This is a genomic window from Arthrobacter sp. SLBN-53, assembly GCF_006715585.1.
GTDB lineage: Bacteria > Actinomycetota > Actinomycetes > Mycobacteriales > Mycobacteriaceae > Mycobacterium > Mycobacterium neoaurum_A.
In genome coordinates, this window is sequence record NZ_VFNN01000001.1 from 505,393 (window position 1) to 523,507 (window position 18,115).

Here is an 18,115-nt window from a genome sequence, read left to right on the forward strand (position 1 = left end):
CACCGTCACAGAAGGAGACGATATGACCGTCATTCCCCACACCGTCGACCATTTCAGCCCAACGGTGGTATCGGCGCTGCTCGCCGATGTGCCCGGATGGGACACCGTCGAGGTCGCCACGCTGGACGCCACACCGGTCGGAACCGGCCAGATGGCCAGCAGTTATCGGTTGACACTCGACTACGCAGTGCGCCCGGCAGGCGCCCCGGACACCGTGATCGCCAAGGTGTCCAGCACGGACCCCGCCAGCCGCCAGATGGCGATCGGTACCGGCGCCTACCAGCGCGAGGTGCTGTTCTATCAGCACCTGCTGGACGTCACCACCGTGCGCGCACCACGATGCTTCGCCGCCCACATCGCCGACGACCTCGGTGCCTTCGTGCTGCTTCTCGAAGACATGGGCCCGGCACGGTCCGTCGAACAGATCGGCGGTTGCACCGCCGACGAGGCGGATCTCGCGCTGGCTCAGGCAGCCGCACTGCACGCAGGCTCGTGGGGGCACCCCCGGCTGGCCGAGCACCCCTGGCTCGGCGCTGCAGCGGTGTGGAATGCGTTGGCCGGCGGGCTCCCTCAGATCATCGACCCGTGGCTCGAGCGTTTCGGTTCCCACCTGGGTTCCGAACACGTCGAGGCGGCCCGGCAGCTGGGCCGGGATGTACCGGCGTGGTTGACGACGCTGGCAGAGCTGCGCTGCCTCTGGCACGGGGATTTCCGCCTGGACAATCTCTTGTTCGACGCACAGGGCGGGCGCACCTCGATCGCCGTCGTCGACTGGCAGAGCGTGGCTGCCGCACCCGGCGTGATCGATGTGTCGTATCTCCTGGGCACCTCGATGGCGGAGGCCTCGCGGGCCGAGCACGAACGCGCCCTGGTCACCGAGTATCACCGCCGGTTGGTGGCCCTCGGCGTCACCGGTTACGACTTCGCACGGTGCTGGCTGGAGTATCGTGCACACGCCCTATACGGCCTCGTGCTGTGCATTCCGGTCTCGCTGGGGGTGCAGCACTCCGAACGCGGGGACCGGATGTTCGCCGCGATGGCCGCCAGGGCCGCACAACAGATCGTCGACAACGACAGTTTCACGGCGTTGCGCACCCTCGTCGACTGAGGCACGCCGATCGTCATTTCCACACATTTTCGAATTACTGTTAAATTCTAGGTGCTCGTGGCGATCTGACCGTCGAGCCCGAATCCCCCAGCTGATCGAGGTAGCTCCATGCCGACTCCCCAGCCTTCGACCGACACCGACGTCATCGTCATCGGCGCGGGACCGGCAGGCGCCGCCGCCGCACGCGTGCTCACCGCCGCAGGCGTACACACCGTGCTGCTGGACCGCGAGCATGCCGTCGGCGGCAGGACGCGCACCGACCGCAAACACGGATTCGCCATCGACTCCGGGGCCATCTTCGTGATGGGTACCTACCGACGCACCCGCAGCGCCATCGCCGGGGCCGGACGGACACACCACATGCGACGCTGGGTGGCGCGCACCGAATTGCGCGACGCACGCGGACGCTACCCGGTGCGTTTCGATGCGCCGCACACATTCCTGCGCGCATTCCTGCGCGTACCCCAGCTTCGGTGGACGGATCGTGTTCGCCTCGTCGCGGGCATCGCCTCGCTCGTGCTGCGCCGCGGGCCCGAGCCGTTCGATCTGCAATCGCTGGCCGATGACGACAACGGCGAGACCATGGAGGCATGGTCTCGCCGGATGTTCGGCGACCGCGTCCACGAGTATGTGGTCCGCCCCCTGATGGAACCGTTGACCGGTGCCGATCTGTCCACGATCTCGCGATCGTTCCTGGTCGCGCTGCTGCGCAACGCACACCGCACCCGGCTGACGGTGCCCGAGGACGGAATGGATCGGGTCACCAGCTGGCAACTCGACGATGTCGACGTCCGGTTGAACATTCACGTCGAGAGCGTGCGCCGTGAGTCTGCCGGCTTGGCGGTGCACACGGCGGACGGAGTTCTCACCACCCGCGCGGTGATCGTCGCCACCGACGCGCACACCGCCGCCGAGCTGTGCACCGATGTGCTCGGCGCCGCCGAGCTCGATGCCCTCAGACGGGTGCAGGCAATTCCGTTGCACCACGTGGCATTCGGCTTTCGCACCGATCCCTGGCCGGATGCCGGCCCCGACCTGGTCGTGCCGGTCGGTCCCGGCCCACACTCCGATATCGGGGTCCTGCTGGGCCAGCGACGCCGACCGGGCTCGGCGCCCGAGGGGGGCCAGGTGGTCAGCGTCTACTTCGACGGCCCGCGCTCAGCAGAGCTCGGCGACCGGGAACTGCTGACCGAGGCACGACGCATCGTGACCGAGGTGCACGGTCCCGCTGAACCCGATATCACCGAGATCTACCGCCGCGCCTACGGTTTGTCGACCGCAGCTCCTGGTCACTACCGGCGGATGCTGGCCCTGCTGGCCCGGCTACCGCACGATGTCCAGATCGCCGGGGACTACCTGACGCAGTCCGGGATCGAGGGAGCATATATCGCCGGTGAACGCGCCGCCCGCGAGATCCTGGGTTCGCTCGGGGCCGGCTGAGCCGTACCCCACACGACGTCAGCGAGCGCGGGCCAGCAGACCGCGGGCGCGGTCCACGACCGGCTTGTCCACCATCTTTCCGTCCACCGCACACGCGCCACCAGCCGCGGCGGCAGTGACCACCCTTTCGGCCCAGCGCAGCTCGGAATCTGTCGGCGTGAAGCGCTGATTGACAGCGTGGACCTGCGCCGGATGAATACACATCTTTCCGGTGAATCCCAGGATGGCCGCGTGTTCCAGATCGGCGGCCAGCCTGTCCCCTTCGGTCAGATCGGTGGTCACCCCGTCCAACGGCGCCGAGCATCCGGCAACAGCCGAGGCGAGCACCACCGCGCTGCGCGCATACTGCAACGCCGTGTGGCTGTCGGGATCGACCCCGAGTTCGGCCCCGAGGTCGACACTGCCGAAGGCGGCACGAACCACCGAATCGGCACGGCACAGGGCCGCCGCATCGGCCACTCCCCGCGCAGTCTCGATCAACGGGATCAGAGCGGTACCTGCGGGCAATACGGCGGACACCCGGTCGAGCTGTTCGACGCTGTGCGCCTTGGGAACCATGACCGCGCAGCGCCGCTGCGCGAGCACAGCAAGATCGTCTGCGCACCAAGGCGTCTCGGTGCCGTTGACCCGGACCGCCACCTCGGCGCCACTGTCCAGGAATGCCGACACGGCCGCCCGCGCCGACGCTTTGGCCTCGACGGCGACGGCGTCCTCGAGATCGAGTATCACCAGGTCGGCGCCGCTGTCGACTGCCTTGGCGAATCGGGCGGGGCGGTCTCCGGGAACGAACAGCGCACTGCGCGCGTGACCGATCCGCGCGGCAAGATCGGTCAGCTCAGCACCGCCGGTCGGTATGCGGCCACGATCTTGTCCACGACGATCTTTGCCGTCTCGGCACATGCCGTGGTCCCGCCGTTGGCATACTCCTTGACGCCGTCGCCGACATTCCACAGTCCGGCCAACGGGGTCTCATGTGTCAGGTCGTAACCGGCAACGGCGCGCTGCGGTGGCCAGTCGTCGCGGGTGACGGCGATGTTGAGGATGCGGGCCCGGTTGTCGAAATCCTCGATGTTGTCCCGCAAGTCCTGCAGCAGGAGCTCGGTTTCGGCGGCCTCGTCGAAGTCACCGGTCGGATTCTTGGGCACCGCGGTCCCGGCGTAGAGATTCCACCCCGGCGGAGCCATCTCGGGGCAGACATCGGTGAAGTTGGAGACGTAGGCCAGCCTGCGCGATTTGGCGAAGCTCAGCATGCCGGGGACATCGACCAGACGTTCCTGGCTGGCGAAGTTGACCGTGATCATCGACGTGGGCCGGTCGGCCTTCTTCACCAGATCCTGGTAGTCCGGCGGCACGTTCTCCTCGCCCAACAGGGCAACGGTGCCCGCAGGCCCGATATCGCTGACCACGATCGGCGCATCGATGCGCACCGACTGCCCGTCACGAGTCACCTCGATCCCGGTGACGGTGCCGCCATCGGCGGTGTGGATCTTCGTCACCGGTGTCGACAGCCAGATCTGTCCGCCATTGGCGACCACCGCATCGGCCAGCGCACGCCAGATGCCGATGGTGCCCTCGGGATGGAAGCCGAAGCGCTTGAAGGCACTCTTGCGGGTGAAGTAGGTCAGGAACACCCGGGCAGGCAGATCCTCGGATCCGACAGCGAAGACCGAGGCACACATGTTGCGGAAGATGCCATGCACACCCTCGTTCTTGGTGTACTTGGCCACCCAGTCCGCGGTCGACAGTTCATCTTCGGGCAGACCGGAATCATTGCGCGCGGCACCGATTCCCTTGACCAGTTTGGCACCTTGGCGGGTGAGTTTGCCCAGCAGGAAACCCCAGCCGCCGCCGGTGACATCGACGTCCTTGCCCGCGATGCGATACAGGATCGGCGGCGACGGCTCCCGGATGTCGAACCGGGCCCCCACCTCTCGGCAGGTTTCCTCGGTGATGCCGCCCACCTCGATCACGATGGCCCCGTTGTTCACCTTGAAACCGTCGATATCATCGGTGGAGGCCCGGCCACCCACCTTGTCGAGCCGTTCGACGACCAGGGTGCGGTAGCCGAGTTTGGTCAGGCGCGCGGCGGTGAACAGGCCGCCTGCGCCGGCGCCGATCACCACGGCGTCGTATGTCTCGACCGAAGTCGTCATTGTCCTACTCCTTGAAAATCGTTGTGTTGCTGCGATGATGGCCGGATCAGTACGAACGCGGCAGCCCCAGCGAGGTCTGGGCAACGTAGTTGAGCACCATCTCGCGACTGACCGGTGCGGTGCGCATCAGCCGGGTGACGAACCACAGCTCCGAGAGGCCGTACTCGTGGGACAGCCCGTTACCGCCGTGCGTTTGGATCGCCTGGTCCAGTGCCTTCAGGGCGGCCTCGGATGCCGAGTACTTCGCGATGTTGGACGCCTCGCCGGCCGGCAAGCCGGCATCGAATTGCTGTGCGCTCAGTGCGGTGGCCAGCCGGCTCAGCTCGACGGCGATGTGACTGTCGGCCAACGGGTGTGCCACGCCCTGGTGTGCGCCGATCGGTGTCGACCACACGTTGCGTTCCTTCGCGTAGGCCACCGCCTTGTCGATCGCATACCGACCGACGCCGCCACAGATCGCGCCGACCAGGATCCGCTCGGGATTCAGGCCGTCGAACACCTGCCGCAGACCGTTGCCGGCCTGACCGATCAGTGCATCCTCGCCCACCTCCACCTCGTCGAGGAACACGGTGAACTGCTTGTCCGGGGAGACGATCGAGGTGTCGATCTGCTGGATGCTGAAGCCCTTGGCGTCGGTGGGCACGACGAACAGTGACAGCCTGGACTTCTCCGGTGTCGAGTGATCGGCATCGCGCGCCACCAGCAGGACCGCTTCGCACTGGTCGACCGCAGAGATGTAGTACTTCGCACCGGAGATCACCCAACCGTCGGCCGTCTTGCGGGCCGTGGTCTTGACGTTGTGGCTGTTGGAGCCGGCATCGGGTTCGGTCAAGCCGAAGGCCATCTTCTGACTGCCGTCGGCGATGCCGGGCAACCAGCGCCGCTTCATATCCTCAGAACCGTGGTGGGCCAGGATGGACCCACAGATCGCGGGCGAGATGACCCAGATCAGCATCGGCATACCGTGCGCGGCGAGTTCCTCGACCACCACCACAGCCTCGGCCATACCGCCCCCGCCGCCGCCGTACTCCTCGGGCAGGTGCACGCCGAGCAGACCGGCCGCACCGAGATCTTTCCACAGTTCCCCGATGTCCTCGCCCTTGCGCCCGCGCTCCAAGAAGTATTGCGAGCCATAGCGTTCGGCGATGCCCGCGACGGTCTCCCGGATGGCGCGGTGCTCTTCGGTATCGGTGATCAAACCACTCATGTCATCGTCCTTGGAATGTCGGTGTCGTCTTGGCCGCGAACGCGGCGATGGCTGCCGCCGCGTCGTCACTGCGACCGGTGTCCTTGGTCCCCTGCAGCTCTGCGGTCAGCTGCGTCCGTAGGTCGTTGTGCCAGCTGTCGCGGAGCAACGCACGCATCGTCGCGAAGGCCACGGTCGGTCCCGCTGCCAGTTCCGTGGCGACCTGGGTTGCCCGCGAACGCAGTTCGGCGGCCGGGACGATCTCGTTGACCAGACCCCATTGCAACGCCTCCGCGGCACTGATGGGTGTGTTGCGCAGATAGGCCTGCGCGGCGCGACGCGGACCGATCAGCCGGGGCAGGTGATAGGTGCCCCCGCCGTCACCGGAGAGTCCGATCCCGGCGAAGGCGACCACGAACCTGCTGTCATCGGCGGCCAGCACGATATCGGCGGCGTAGACGAAGCCAAGACCGCCGCCCGCCACCGGACCGTGCGCGGCGGCCACGATCGGCGCCTCGATCCGGCTGAGGATGTCGAAGCCCTCGTGATAGGGCCGGATCATCTTCTCGAACAGCGTGTCGTACCCGGCACCGTTGCTCTCCAGGAAATACGAGATATCGCCACCGACCGTCAGCGCGGGCCCGTTGCCACAGATCAGGACCGCACGCACCGAGCGATCCGACTGGATGCGGCGCGCGACCTCGAGGGTTTCCTGCCCCATCCGCAAATTGATGGCGTTGCGCTGATCGGGCCGGTTCAGGCACACGGTGGCCAGCCCGTTCTCGACGCGGTAGTCGATGGTCTGCAGCGCGCCGTTGCCCTCGAGCGCGGCACGCCAGGCGGCCGTATCGGTGAGTTGGCGCAGCTCGGTGATCCGGCCGTCGTTGTCGAACGAGAGCACGTGGACGAAGGCTGCGTCAAGCTCGGCCCCGGAACGACGACCGCTGCCCCGGTAGGTACCGATGACCGTCAGCCCACCGTCCTTGTTCAGCCGGTGATCCTCGGCAACGGCCCGCGCCCGGAAGTGCGCACCGATGCGCCACCAGACCTGTGCACGCATGGCCTCGGCACCGTGATGGGTGCCACCCATCTCCAGCGGCATCCCTTCGGTGACGTGTCCGACGAACTCCGGCGACAGCAGCCGGTCGACGGTCTCGGCGTCGCCCCTGGCGAGCGCATCGTAGAGCGCCTCGGCAGCGGCGATACGGGAATCCTGTGCGGTATCAACCGACATAGCGCACGATCGATTCGATCACCGCGGCCGGCTTGCCCGCTCCGTCCACCTCGACAGTGGTGACCAGGGTGGCCTGCACGGCGCCGTCGAGCTTGTCCACACCCGTGATCACCGAAGAAGCCCGTACCTTGGCGCCGACCGGCACCGGGGTGATGAACCGCACCTTGTTGAACCCGTAGTTGATGGCCATCGCGACGTTGTCCACGCGGTAGAGCCCGTGCATGAACTTCGGCAGCAGCGACAGGGTCAGCAATCCGTGCGCGATGGTGCCGCCGAACGGACCGGTGGCCGCCCGCTCGGGGTCGACGTGGATCCACTGGTGGTCATCGGTGGCCTGGGCGAAGTTGTTCACCCGCTCCTGGTCGACGACCAGCCACTCGGTGGGACCCAATTCGGTGCCCGCCGCGTTTTCGAACTCCGCGAGATTGCCAAAAGTCTTCATCGTGAACCCATTCCTTCCCTAGACCCGGATTCCCACCGGTTGGCCCGCTTTGATCTGATCGAGGTACTCGGCCATCCCGTGGATGGGCGCGGCAGGCGCGTCGCCATCGGTGACCGACCAGCGGATGGCGGCCTCCACGATGCGGGTACTGACCTCGCCGTCGGCGCTGCGATGTCGCAGCGGCACGATGGACAGGGCGTCGCCCTCGAAACGCCAGCTCCGGCCACCCGCGGCAATGCTCAGCTGGATGTGTTCCTGAAAGCCGTTGTCATCGCGCTGCGTGGTGATCTCCACCTCCTCACAGGAGTGCACCTCGGCGCCGTCGAAGACGAAGCCGCCGACTCGTGACGAGCCGTCCGGATCACCGAAATATGCTGCCATGAAGCCGAATCGGTCTGCACTCCCGTGTAGCCAGCGATAGAACCATGGCGCCTGCCAAGACCGCGGTCCCCAGGAGTGATCCCGCAGGCCGTGCCCACGGACCGGCCAACGCTGGCTCCCGATCACCACCTCTCCGGTGACCACGGCAAGCTGTTCGTAGTGATGGGGAGCAAAAGACTGCCCCTGCGCCTCGAACGTCTGCTCGTGGGCCGGCGCCATCGCCTTGAACTGCAGGGTGATTCGGCAGTCGGCCCGCGGGCTGGAGTTCAATGCCGTCGACGGGTCGCTCATCGTTGCCGGATCCGTCACCAGCCGGATGTCACCGTCGAAGCGCACACGCACATCCTGCAGCGGTGTGACCACCTCGACGGCCAGCCCACCGGCGTTCATCGCCTCGTTCGAGATGACCTGCGGGCGCGCGTAACCGAACGCGAGCCGACCGTCGGGGAGGTACAGGCAGATCGTCCGTTCACCACGGCCCTCGTTGGGCCTGTTCGCCAACCGCAGGAATCCGGCGATGCCGGATTGGGGATCGTGAAACTCGAAGTACATCGATTCGTTGAAGTTCGGGTCGTCGGTGACCGCGTGGGTGTAGTCGTCGTCCAGAGTCAGCATGGCTTCGGCCGCGGCAGCCGAGTTGGCGCCGCTCGCCCCCCTTCGCATGGCGGGTGAAAACTTTTTCGAATCGTGCTCACGGCCCACAAATGGGTCACGAGCACGTCTGTTCACGACGCTAACATATTTTTCTAGTTTCTGTTAGATTTTTTCCGACGACGGGAGTTACCAGAGATGAGCAGCATGCCGATATCTGACAGCACACCAGCCGCCGCTGCAGCACCCCCGGTGATCGGAATACCGATGCACATCAGTCCGACCGTCGTGTGCATCGCGTTACCGCTGCCCCTGCCCGACCTCCAGGTGGTCAACAGCTACGTCGTTCTCGGTGGCGACGGACTCACCCTCGTCGACCCCGGCTGGGCCTACCCTCCGGCCGAGGCCGCGCTCACCGAGGCCCTGCACCAGCTCGGATACGCCGTGACCGATGTCCGCCGGATCGTCGTCACCCATCAGCACTGGGACCACTATTCGCTCGGGGTCCGCTGGCGTAACCGGTATGGCATGGAACTGCTGCTCGGCTCCGGTGAGCGGTACAGTCTGCAGGCCTTCGCACGGCAGCCCGACAGCGTGCATCCCGCCCAGGTCGGCATGCTTGCCCGGGCCGGGGCGCCGGACCTGGCCCGCCAGATCGCCGGCCTCACGTGGGAGCCCTATGAGCTCGGTGTCGCCTTCGACGCGCCGGATCGCTGGCTGCACGACAGCGAGGTCCTGACCGGCCGCGACGTCACGCTGGTGGTCCGGGAAACTCCCGGACACACGCGCGGACATGTGGTGTTCGAGGATGCCGAACAACAGCTGGTGTTCTCCGGTGATCACCTCCTGCCACGGATCACCCCCTCGATCGCTTTCGAGCGTGACCCCGAACCGTTGCCGCTGCGGTCCTACCTCGACTCGCTGACGTTGATGCTGGACCTGCCCGACGCGCGCATGCTGCCCGCCCACGGTCACACCGCCGGCCGGACCCGGGCGCGCGCCCAGGAGCTGATCGACCACCATCGGCAACGTCTGGACCAGGTATCCGAACTCGTCTGTGCGGGGTACTGCACGGGCCTGGAGGTCGCCGAGCAGATGCGGTGGACCCGGCACGAACGGCGGCTGGCGGAGTTGGACGTCGTGCACCGAATGACCGCCGTGCTGGAGGTCATGGCACACCTCGACCTGCTGGCCGTCCGGGACGAGCTGAACGCACGCGATCAGGACGGAGTTCGATCTTTCTCACTGCCGTGATCTTCGGCGCCGGTGCGCGCCAAGATCTCTTGGACCAGTCGGAACTTCTGAATCTTGCCCGTCGGCGTCGTCGGTAGCTCGTCGGCGGAACAGAACACGACGCGCTTGGGCACCTTGAAGCGCGCCAGCGAGCTCCGGCACAGCTGGAGGACGTCCTGCTCGGTGAGCTCGTGACCGGGTGCGGTGACGACGACGGCGCACCCGATCTCACCCCACCGATCATCGGTGAGACCGATGGCGAAGGCCTGGCTGATTCCGGGATGCGCCGCCAGCACGTCCTCGATCTCCCTGGGCATCACCAATTCGCCACCGCTCTTGTACAGCTCCTTGCTGCGACCGGTGACCCGCAGATAGCCGTCGGGGCGGATATGGCCGAGATCGCCGGAATGCAGCCACCCCGAACGCAGTGTCGCGGCGGTCTCCACCGGACGATTCCAGTACTCGAGCATCACCGTCGGTCCCGCCGAGAGCAGCTCTCCGTCGACGCCGGCCGGCATATCGCGCCCGGTATCCGGATCGACGACCCGATACATGACGAGTTCGGCGGACCCGGAAAGCCCAGCGGCTCCGGCCATCTTCGGCCTGCCGACGGTTTCCGAGGTCAACACCAGATCGTCCTCGGGCCGGGTGAGCGTCATGGCGCCGCCGCATTCGGTCATCCCGTAGCCGGTGACGATCTCGTCGATACCGAACAATTCGCGGACGCGGTGCCACAGCCAGATCGGCGCCGGGGCGGATCCGCACAGCAGTGCGCGCAGCGATGACAGGTCGAAGCTCTGGCGCACAGGACTTTCCACCATCGCCACCGCCATTGTGGGAACGCACAGCATGTCGGTGGCTCGATGCCGCTCGATCCCGGCGAAGTAGCCTTCGGCGGTGAACGACGGCAGCAGGATGACCGCCCCGCCGACGAACATGGCCGACAACAGGCCCTCGACGTAACCGAACATGTGATAGCAGGGCAGCGAGTAGAGAATCCGACGGCCGTCCTCATAGGCGCGGGTCAACGCCGACGCGTACGCGGTGCGCAGGACGGCGTCATGGGATACCACCACTCCCTTGGGTGACCCCGTGGTGCCCGACGTGTAGAGCATGTCACCGGGATCGCCAGGTGCCACCTCCGGAGTCGACGCCGACTGCGCCGCCCGGGCGCATGCGGCCAGATCCGCGACCGTCATCGCCGTGCGACGAACGAGACCACCGGTGTCGAGCACCACCACCTGGCGCAGCGCCGGCACCGTGTCGCGGCGATCGGCGCGCACGGCGAAGCCGGGCCCGTCCCATCCCGGGACGATGCCGTCGAGCATCTCCTGGTAGTCCAGTGCACCGAACTGCGTCATGGTGACCAGCACCCGACAGCCGGAATCGGCAAGGACGAAACCGAGTTCGGATTGCCGGTAGAGATAGTTGAACGGCACCGCGATGGCGCCGGCTCGGGCGATCGCGAATTTCACCGTGACGAATTCCGGGAAGTTGGCCATCACCATCCCGACCCGATCGCCGACGCCCACACCGAGGGCCATCAGCCCCGCCGCCAGCGCACGGGACTGTTCGGCGACATCGCGATAGGTCAGCGTGACCGAATCGGTGAGGACGAACGGCCGATCCGGATACCGGTCGGCGCAACGATCCAGCCATTGGGCCAGCGTGACGGGTTGCCACACCGGGAACCGCTCGGCCAGTGCGGTGCGACGCCGGCCTATCGCGACGGTAGCGCTCACAACTCGGCCAGTTCATCGGCGAGCATGGCCTCACGCAGCGCGAAGCGCTGCACCTTGCCCGTCGGCGTGATGGGAAACTCGCTGGTCACAAACCAGCGTGCGGGAATCTTGTAGGCGGGCATACGAGCCCGTGCGTGCGCAATCAGCGCCTCGCGCAGACCTTCCGGCTCGGCGGTGTCGATCCGGCAGGCCACCGCCACGACCTCACCGAGCCGTTCGTCGGGAAGCGCCACCGCCACGACATCGAGCACATCGTCGTGCTCGGCGATCACCGTTTCGACCTCAGCGGGTGAGATGTTCTCGCCACCGCGAATGATCAGTTCCTTGAGCCTGCCCGTGACCCGCAGGTAGCCGCGGTCGTCCATTGAGCCCAGATCTCCGGTGCGCACGAACCCATCCGGGTCCAGTGCGCGCGCCGTCGCCGCCGGGTCGTGCAGGTACTCGATGAACTGCTGGTAACCGCGCGCGCAGATCTCGCCGACCTCGCCGGTGTTCAGCGTGGCACCGGTGTCCGGATCGATCACCTTGCAGTCCACATGCGGAAGTTGCCGACCCACGGTGGTCAACTTGTCCTCGCGGGTGTCCCCCGGACGCGTCAGTGACAGCACCGGGGCGAGTTCGGTCTGACCGTAGAGGTTGTAGACCTCGGCACCGAACACCGCGGCGGCACCGTCGATCAGCTCGCCGGATACCACCGCCGCTCCCCCCATGATGACCCGAAGCGCCGGTGCCGGTGCGCTGCCCGCGCGCTGCGCGGCCAGCAGTGCCAACAGCACCGCCGGCACGTAGAAGAGCACCGTCACGTGCTCGCGGGCCAACGCTGCCAGCGCGTCGGCCGGGTCGAAGCGTTCGCACAGCACCGCGGTGCCGCCCAGCCAGGCCGGCCCCAGGGTGGCGATCACACACCCGGCCGTATGGAACAGCGGTAACGGGTTGAAACACACCGAACCCGCCTCGACACCGCAGGCCTGCATGGTCAACCGGGCGACGTTGACCAGTGCCCGGTGGGTCAGCAGCACCCCCTTCGGCCGACCGGTGGTGCCCGAGGTGTACTGCAGCATCACCGCGGAGTCCGCACGAGCTGTACTGTCCGCCAGTTCGCCGACCGGTGCCGACAACCACTGTCCCCATTGCGACAACGAGATACGGCGAATCCCCGGAATGTCGGCGCACACACGCTGCGCCACCGCGGCCAGATCGTAGTCCCGGCTGCGGTCGGCATGGATCAGCACCCGCGCGCGGCTGTGCCGCAGCACATAGTCCAGATCAGCGTCGCGCAGTACCGGGTTGACCGCAACCAGGATCACGTCGGCGAGCGCGGCACCGTACTGAACAATGGTCCATTCCACCGTGTTCGGCGCCCAGAGCGCGACATAGTCACCCGGGTCGACAAGCGCGCGTAGCGCCGCCGCCACCTGGCGCGCCTCTCGCAGCAGATCGCCATAGCTGAGCCGGACGGTGTCATCGCGGCCCTGCCGGGTGCCCACCAGCGCCTCGGCGTGGGGGTACTCACCGGCGCGCACGGTCAACAACTCGCCCACCGTCAGGTCGACCAACGGAGCGTCACGGTCACCGGCCCGAAAGGCCGGTGACCGACCGCTCAGGGCCTCGGGGGTGACACCGGATGGCTCGGCCATGTGTCGATCAGACGGGGTTGCTACCGAGCGTGGCCTCGGACATGTCGCTGATCTGCGACCACTGCGCGGCGATCTCGGCCAGGCTGGGCGGTGCGGAGAAGGTGACTCCGGGATTCTGGAACTGCGCCACCCGCTGAACCAGGCCGCCGCCGACCACGAACACCGAACCGGTATCGGTGTTCTCCTGCGAGACCAGGTAGCCGACCGCGGGAGCCACCAACTCGGGATTCAGCTTGTCCAGAAGCTCCTGTGGCGCAATGTCCTCGGTCATCCGGGTGGCGGCCAACGGCGCGATCGCATTGGCCGTGATCGAGTATTTGGCGCCCTCGATGGCCAGCGTGTTGATGAGTCCGACCAGGCCGGCCTTGGCGGCACCGTAGTTGGCCTGACCGAAGTTCCCGTACAGGCCACTGGTCGAGGTTGCCACCACGATGCGGCCGAACTGCTGCTCGCGGAAATGCGGCCAGGCGGCCCGGATGACGTTGAATCCACCGTAGAGATGCACCTTTTGGACCGCATCCCAGCTTTCACCGGACATCTTGTGGAACGCGCCGTCACGCAGGATGCCTGCGTTGCTGATTACGCCGTGCACGGCGCCGAACTCGTTCAACGCCGTCTCGATGATCGCCGCGGCGCCCTGCTCGTCGGCGACCGAGTCGTAGTTGGCCACCGCTCGACCACCGGCGGCGCGAATCTCGGAGACCACGGTGTCGGCGGCCGCGGTGCCGGCGCCTGAGCCGTCGCGGGCGCCGCCGAGGTCGTTGACCACCACCAGTGCGCCGTTGGCGGCCAGGAATCGGGCATAGGAACGCCCCAACCCGCCACCGGCGCCCGTGACGACGACAACCTTGTCTTCAACACCCGACACGTGAACTCCTCCAGTATGTTTGATTTTCTCGAATCTACGTTAAAAATTGACCGAGGGTCAAGGTGTCACAGGCACCGAGGTCGTCGCGCTCAGCTCCGGTGGCGCCCGGGCCGGTCCGACACGATGGACACGAACGACACACAACCGCCGGGTCGGCCCCCCAGATTATGGGTCAGGGCGGTGTGCGGATCGTCGAGTTGGCGCCGGCCCGCCTCACCGCGGAACTGCAGCCACGCCTCGTAGAGCATGCGTAGTCCACTGGCGCCCACCGGATGCCCGAACGACTTCAGTCCACCGTCGGGGTTGACCGGCAATCGGCCGTCGGCGTCGAAATCACCGCCGAGCGCGTCCTTCCACGCGTGACCGGTCTCGGAGAAGCCGAGATCCTCCATCAACACCAGCTCGGTCGGGGTGAAGCAGTCGTGCACCTCGGCCAGCGACAACTGTTGTGCAGGTCGGTCGATACCGGCTTGCGCATAGGCGTCCTTGGCCGCCTTCACCACCTCGGGAAATGTGGTGTAGTCATAGGCCGGATCCACATAGCCCCGCACCGATCCCGCCACCAGGGACAACCCCTCGATGTACATCGGCCGGTCGGTGAATTCGTGCGCGCGATCCGCAGGCACCAACAGCGCACACGCGGCACCGTCGGATACGCCCGAGCAATCGAACACGCCGAGCCGGCCCGCCACCTTCGGCGCATTCTCGATGGTCTCGCGCGCAACCGGGGACCGGAACTGTGCCTTGGGATTACGAGTACCGTTGTCGTGGTTCTTCCAGGCGACGTGGGTCATGGCGGCACGCATCTCGTCGGGATGCACACCGTAGCGATCGCAGTAGGCGGGGTCGAGCAGCGAAAAGGCCGCCGGCGCCGTCATCGAGATCTCCGGCGCCGTGCCGTCACCGGGCGGATCTTGGCGCAGGAGACCGGAATATCCCGAATCCTTGAGCTTTTCGACGCCCACCGCCATCACGATGTCGTAGGCACCCGCGGCGACGGCGTAGGCGGCGTTGCGAAAGGCCTCCGAGCCGGTGGCACAGAAGTTCTCCACCCTGGTCACGGGCTTGTCGTCACTGCCGATCGCCCGACTCAGCGTCAACCCGCCGAGGCCGGAACTCAACGTGCCGAGCCAGTAGGCGTCCACATCCTCGCGCGCCACGCCGGGCAGACCCGCCAGGCATTCCTGGTAGGCCTCCAGGATCAGGTCCTCGGTGGAACAGTCCCAGCGCTCACCGAAGCTGCTGCACCCCATGGCCACCACCGCAACCTTGCCGGAGATCCCGTTACTGGGCATCGACCTGCACCGCCTTCCAGAAGTAATCGTGTACTCCACCGGCGGTGAACAGCCTGCGGAAGGTGAACCGCACCCGCGTGCCGACGGCCAACTCATCGGGACGCGCATCGGCGACCTCCAGCGTGCAGCGGCCGCCGCCGTCGATGTCGATGACGGCCTGGACCATCGGAGGCGACGGCGAGAACGCCAGCCGGTCCGCCGTGTAGGTCACCACGGTCCCGGCCAGATCACGGACGGCGACCTCGGCCATCTCATCGGTGGCCTGACACTGCCGGCACACCCGCTGCGGCGGAAGGTGAACGAAACCGCATTCTTTGCAGCATGATCCGATGAGTCCGAACTTCCATTGCCGAGCCCGGCCGGCGGGCGGTGCCGCCGGGCGATCCGGTTCCGGCCGACGCGGGGCCTCCCGCTCGACCAGACCGCGCCACGACAGGTAGGTCAGGTACTCGACGGCCGAACCGGCTGCGCGCTGCACACTCAGCGGTCGCGACTGGCGGTGCCGGCCGAGTGCGGCGGTGGCCGCGAACACCACGACATCACACCCGTCGGCGGCGGAGACGACCATGATGGTGTCCCCCGCCTCGGCGATGTCGAGTACCCCGGCCAGGGCGATGAACGGGTCGGCGGCACCACTGTGTCCGATCGGCGAGCTCGACACCGACTTCTGGCCCTTGACCAACGTGGCGGCCCGCTTGAGGACCGCGGTGTTCGGGCAGGTGAGGACCACGTGGTCGACATCGGCACACCCCGCGGCCGCCAGGGCCGCACCCGCGGTGTCGCGGATCAACTCGGCGTAGAGCTCGGCGCCGAACCGCTCCTCCCAGAGCTGACCGGTGACCTCGTCGGGGCTGCGCCACCGATCCAGGAATTCCGCTGTGCTCGAACGGATCGCCAACACCTCGGCAATCGGGTCGTCCGCACCGAACCACAGGGCCGCGGCACCGTCTCCGCCGGACTTCTCGTCGGCCGAGCCCGGCTTGCCCACCCGGACGTCGGCGGCGACCACCAGGCCACCCGCACGGGCCGCCGCGCGCAGACCGGCCATCGCGCTGCGCGCGGTCCCACACATGTCGGCGGTGAACACCTCGGCGGGAAGGCCCAGTGCCGCATGGACGGCGGTGGCGTTGGTCTTGTCTGCGTAGGCGGGGGTGCTGGTGGCCAGGTACAGCGCGTCCGGCACGACGTCGGCGGGCAACGCCCGAGCGGCGGCGGCGACGGCCATGGTCGTCGAATCCTCGTCGTAGGACGCCACGACGCGGTCACCACGGCGCAGTCCGATGGACGAACCCGCCAGCCGATGGTGCGGAAGGTAGCTCGCGTACCCGCACAGCCCGATCGTCACGAGACACCCTCGAACACCGCCGCCAGGCCCTGGCCGCCACCGATACACATCGTCTCCAACCCGAGCCCTCCCCCGCGCCTGCCAAGTTCATGCAGCATCGTGGTCATGATCCGGACCCCGGTGGCTCCGATCGGATGACCGAGCGATATCCCGGAACCGTTGACGTTCAAGCGATCCTCGACATCGGCCGGGCTCACTCCCCAACCGGCCAGCACCGCGAGCACCTGCACGGCGAAGGCCTCGTTGATCTCGATCAAGGCCAGATCGTCGAAGGACAGACCAGTCCTGGCGAACAGCTTCTCGGTGGCGCCTACCGGCCCGATCCCCATCCGGGAGGGCTCACACCCCACGGCGGCCCAGCCACGCAGATATCCCAGCGGCTGCAGCCCGAGTTCGTCGAGCCGGTCCTCGGCGACGACCAGACAGGCCGCGGCGGCATCGTTCTGCTGACTGGAATTGCCTGCGGTGACGGTGCCACCAGGGGTGATTGTGCGCAGCCGGGCGAGGGTTTCGGCCGTGGTATCGGGTCGGATGCCCTCGTCCGCGGCGAAGAGCTGCGGCTCACCGCGGCGGGCAGGCACCTCGATCGCGACCGTCTCCGCGTCGAACAACCCGTCCTTGTGGGCCGCGGCGGCGCGCTGATGGCTGCGGGCGGCGAACGCGTCGGCCTGCTCGCGGGTGATCCGGTAATCCGTGGCGAGGTTCTCCGCGGTCTCGATCATCCCGCTGATGGCGCCGAATCGCCATTCCGGCTGCGAACGTTCACGACCGCGGTCGAGGCGGTCGTAGAGCATCTGGTTGCCTGCGCGCGATCCCCAGCGTGCCGACGTGGTGTAGTGCTCGATATTGCTCATCGATTCGACCCCACCGGCGAGCACCACGTCCGCGGCACCGGTCTGCACCGTCATCGCGGCGGTGATGACCGCCTGCAGCCCACCGCCACAGCGCCGGTCGATCTGCAGGCCGGACACCCCGATCGGAAGGCCGGCGTGCAACGCCGCCCACCGGCCGATACACGGTGCCTCGGAGTTGGCATAGGACTGCGCGAACACGACATCCTCGATGCGTTCGGGATCGACCGCACTGCGTTCCACGACGGCCTTGATCACCTGCGCGGCAAGGTCTTCGGCTCGCATCGGGCGCAGACTCCCCCCGAAGGTGCCGACCGGGGTCCGCACCGGGGCGACGATGGCGGCGCGCCTCACTGGTCACCGCGCCAACGGTCGGCGGACGGATCCAGCAGGCTGTTGAGCCGCTCGTCGGGCAACCAGACGATGGTCTCCAGTTCCAGGGCATCCAGGAAACGCACCCGGCCGGTGCGCAGGTCCTGCACCCGCAGCCGCGGCGAGTTGGCGGTGTCGTCGATACTGACCGCGACCTGTGCGAACTCGCTTCCGACCACCGCACCGGCACCCTCGACGTGCACGGGTGCCGTCGGATCGAACTCAATACTCATGCTG

The 18,115-nt window shown here is 67.2% G+C and carries 16 protein-coding genes; 3 read left to right on the forward strand and 13 right to left on the reverse strand.

Annotation, left to right across the window (positions count from 1 at the left end):
- The first annotated feature begins 22 nt into the window (after positions 1 to 22).
- Positions 23 to 1,108 carry a phosphotransferase gene (locus tag FBY28_RS02490; protein WP_141864043.1) on the forward strand — a complete coding sequence of 362 codons (1,086 nt, stop codon included), beginning with the start codon at positions 23 to 25 and terminating at the stop codon, positions 1,106 to 1,108.
- A gap of 108 nt (positions 1,109 to 1,216) precedes the next feature.
- A complete protein-coding gene (locus tag FBY28_RS02495; protein ID WP_141864045.1) occupies positions 1,217 to 2,548 on the forward strand; it encodes an FAD-dependent oxidoreductase in 1,332 nt (443 codons plus the stop codon).
- Between the two features lie 18 nt (positions 2,549 to 2,566).
- On the opposite strand, the gene FBY28_RS02500 is transcribed toward FBY28_RS02495, so the two are convergent.
- From FBY28_RS02500 to FBY28_RS02525, 6 genes are read right to left on the reverse strand one after another with little or no spacing between them, the layout of a single operon-like run.
- On the reverse strand, positions 2,567 to 3,448 hold the full coding sequence (locus FBY28_RS02500; protein ID WP_216847457.1) for an HpcH/HpaI aldolase/citrate lyase family protein: 882 nt from the start codon (positions 3,446 to 3,448) through the stop codon (positions 2,567 to 2,569).
- Positions 3,379 to 4,701, reverse strand: a complete 1,323-nt coding sequence (locus FBY28_RS02505) for a phytoene desaturase family protein (RefSeq protein ID WP_141864047.1) — start codon at positions 4,699 to 4,701, stop codon at positions 3,379 to 3,381. The genes FBY28_RS02500 and FBY28_RS02505 overlap by 70 nt, the downstream gene beginning before the upstream one ends.
- Before the next feature lie 46 nt (positions 4,702 to 4,747).
- Entirely contained in the window at positions 4,748 to 5,908 is a 1,161-nt protein-coding gene (locus FBY28_RS02510; protein WP_141864049.1) for an acyl-CoA dehydrogenase family protein, read from the reverse strand.
- Position 5,909: 1 nt separating this feature from the next.
- Positions 5,910 to 7,121 carry an enoyl-CoA hydratase-related protein gene (locus FBY28_RS02515; RefSeq protein ID WP_141864051.1) on the reverse strand — a complete coding sequence of 404 codons (1,212 nt, stop codon included), beginning with the start codon at positions 7,119 to 7,121 and terminating at the stop codon, positions 5,910 to 5,912.
- Complete coding sequence (locus FBY28_RS02520; protein ID WP_141864053.1) at positions 7,111 to 7,563, reverse strand: MaoC family dehydratase; 453 nt, start codon at positions 7,561 to 7,563, stop codon at positions 7,111 to 7,113. Before FBY28_RS02520 ends, FBY28_RS02515 begins: the two co-directional genes overlap by 11 nt.
- Positions 7,564 to 7,581: 18 nt before the next feature.
- The gene (locus FBY28_RS02525) at positions 7,582 to 8,607 is read right to left on the reverse strand and encodes a DUF7064 domain-containing protein (protein WP_286177668.1); all 1,026 of its coding nucleotides are present in this window, start codon (positions 8,605 to 8,607) and stop codon (positions 7,582 to 7,584) included.
- A 195-nt stretch (positions 8,608 to 8,802) separates the two neighbouring features.
- Here FBY28_RS02525 and FBY28_RS02530 point away from each other — a divergent pair, with 195 nt between their 5' ends.
- Positions 8,803 to 9,789 (forward strand): MBL fold metallo-hydrolase, encoded by a 987-nt coding sequence (locus tag FBY28_RS02530; RefSeq protein ID WP_216847458.1) that lies wholly within the window; start codon positions 8,803 to 8,805, stop codon positions 9,787 to 9,789.
- On the opposite strand, the gene FBY28_RS02535 is transcribed toward FBY28_RS02530, so the two are convergent.
- The 7 genes from FBY28_RS02535 to FBY28_RS02565 all read right to left on the reverse strand — a co-directional run bounded on the left by FBY28_RS02535 (position 9,756) and on the right by FBY28_RS02565 (position 18,111).
- Positions 9,756 to 11,510 carry a class I adenylate-forming enzyme family protein gene (locus tag FBY28_RS02535; protein ID WP_141864056.1) on the reverse strand — a complete coding sequence of 585 codons (1,755 nt, stop codon included), beginning with the start codon at positions 11,508 to 11,510 and terminating at the stop codon, positions 9,756 to 9,758. The genes FBY28_RS02530 and FBY28_RS02535 overlap by 34 nt on opposite strands.
- Complete coding sequence (locus FBY28_RS02540; protein ID WP_141864058.1) at positions 11,507 to 13,147, reverse strand: class I adenylate-forming enzyme family protein; 1,641 nt, start codon at positions 13,145 to 13,147, stop codon at positions 11,507 to 11,509. The genes FBY28_RS02535 and FBY28_RS02540 overlap by 4 nt, the downstream gene beginning before the upstream one ends.
- A 7-nt stretch (positions 13,148 to 13,154) precedes the next feature.
- A complete protein-coding gene (locus FBY28_RS02545; RefSeq protein WP_141864060.1) occupies positions 13,155 to 14,015 on the reverse strand; it encodes an SDR family NAD(P)-dependent oxidoreductase in 861 nt (286 codons plus the stop codon).
- An 89-nt stretch (positions 14,016 to 14,104) separates the two neighbouring features.
- A complete protein-coding gene (locus FBY28_RS02550; RefSeq protein WP_141864062.1) occupies positions 14,105 to 15,310 on the reverse strand; it encodes an acetyl-CoA acetyltransferase in 1,206 nt (401 codons plus the stop codon).
- Positions 15,300 to 16,655 carry an OB-fold domain-containing protein gene (locus tag FBY28_RS02555; RefSeq protein ID WP_141864065.1) on the reverse strand — a complete coding sequence of 452 codons (1,356 nt, stop codon included), beginning with the start codon at positions 16,653 to 16,655 and terminating at the stop codon, positions 15,300 to 15,302. Before FBY28_RS02555 ends, FBY28_RS02550 begins: the two co-directional genes overlap by 11 nt.
- On the reverse strand, positions 16,652 to 17,860 hold the full coding sequence (locus FBY28_RS02560; protein ID WP_141864067.1) for an acetyl-CoA C-acetyltransferase: 1,209 nt from the start codon (positions 17,858 to 17,860) through the stop codon (positions 16,652 to 16,654). Before FBY28_RS02560 ends, FBY28_RS02555 begins: the two co-directional genes overlap by 4 nt.
- Positions 17,857 to 18,111, reverse strand: a complete 255-nt coding sequence (locus FBY28_RS02565; protein WP_019509844.1) for a hypothetical protein — start codon at positions 18,109 to 18,111, stop codon at positions 17,857 to 17,859. Before FBY28_RS02565 ends, FBY28_RS02560 begins: the two co-directional genes overlap by 4 nt.
- Positions 18,112 to 18,115: the final 4 nt, after the last annotated feature.

Coding starts and splice junctions, on each gene's coding strand:
- FBY28_RS02525 (WP_286177668.1), bottom strand. CDS start 8,607: ATGCGAAGGGGGGCGAGCGGCGCCAACTCGGCTGCCGCGGCCGAAGCC.
- FBY28_RS02520 (WP_141864053.1), bottom strand. CDS start 7,563: ATGAAGACTTTTGGCAATCTCGCGGAGTTCGAAAACGCGGCGGGCACC.
- FBY28_RS02515 (WP_141864051.1), bottom strand. CDS start 7,121: ATGTCGGTTGATACCGCACAGGATTCCCGTATCGCCGCTGCCGAGGCG.
- FBY28_RS02550 (WP_141864062.1), bottom strand. CDS start 15,310: ATGCCCAGTAACGGGATCTCCGGCAAGGTTGCGGTGGTGGCCATGGGG.
- FBY28_RS02505 (WP_141864047.1), bottom strand. CDS start 4,701: ATGACGACTTCGGTCGAGACATACGACGCCGTGGTGATCGGCGCCGGC.
- FBY28_RS02495 (WP_141864045.1), top strand. CDS start 1,217: ATGCCGACTCCCCAGCCTTCGACCGACACCGACGTCATCGTCATCGGC.
- FBY28_RS02530 (WP_216847458.1), top strand. CDS start 8,803: ATGCACATCAGTCCGACCGTCGTGTGCATCGCGTTACCGCTGCCCCTG.
- FBY28_RS02565 (WP_019509844.1), bottom strand. CDS start 18,111: ATGAGTATTGAGTTCGATCCGACGGCACCCGTGCACGTCGAGGGTGCC.
- FBY28_RS02490 (WP_141864043.1), top strand. CDS start 23: ATGACCGTCATTCCCCACACCGTCGACCATTTCAGCCCAACGGTGGTA.
- FBY28_RS02500 (WP_216847457.1), bottom strand. CDS start 3,448: ATGTGCCGAGACGGCAAAGATCGTCGTGGACAAGATCGTGGCCGCATA.
- FBY28_RS02510 (WP_141864049.1), bottom strand. CDS start 5,908: ATGAGTGGTTTGATCACCGATACCGAAGAGCACCGCGCCATCCGGGAG.
- FBY28_RS02540 (WP_141864058.1), bottom strand. CDS start 13,147: ATGGCCGAGCCATCCGGTGTCACCCCCGAGGCCCTGAGCGGTCGGTCA.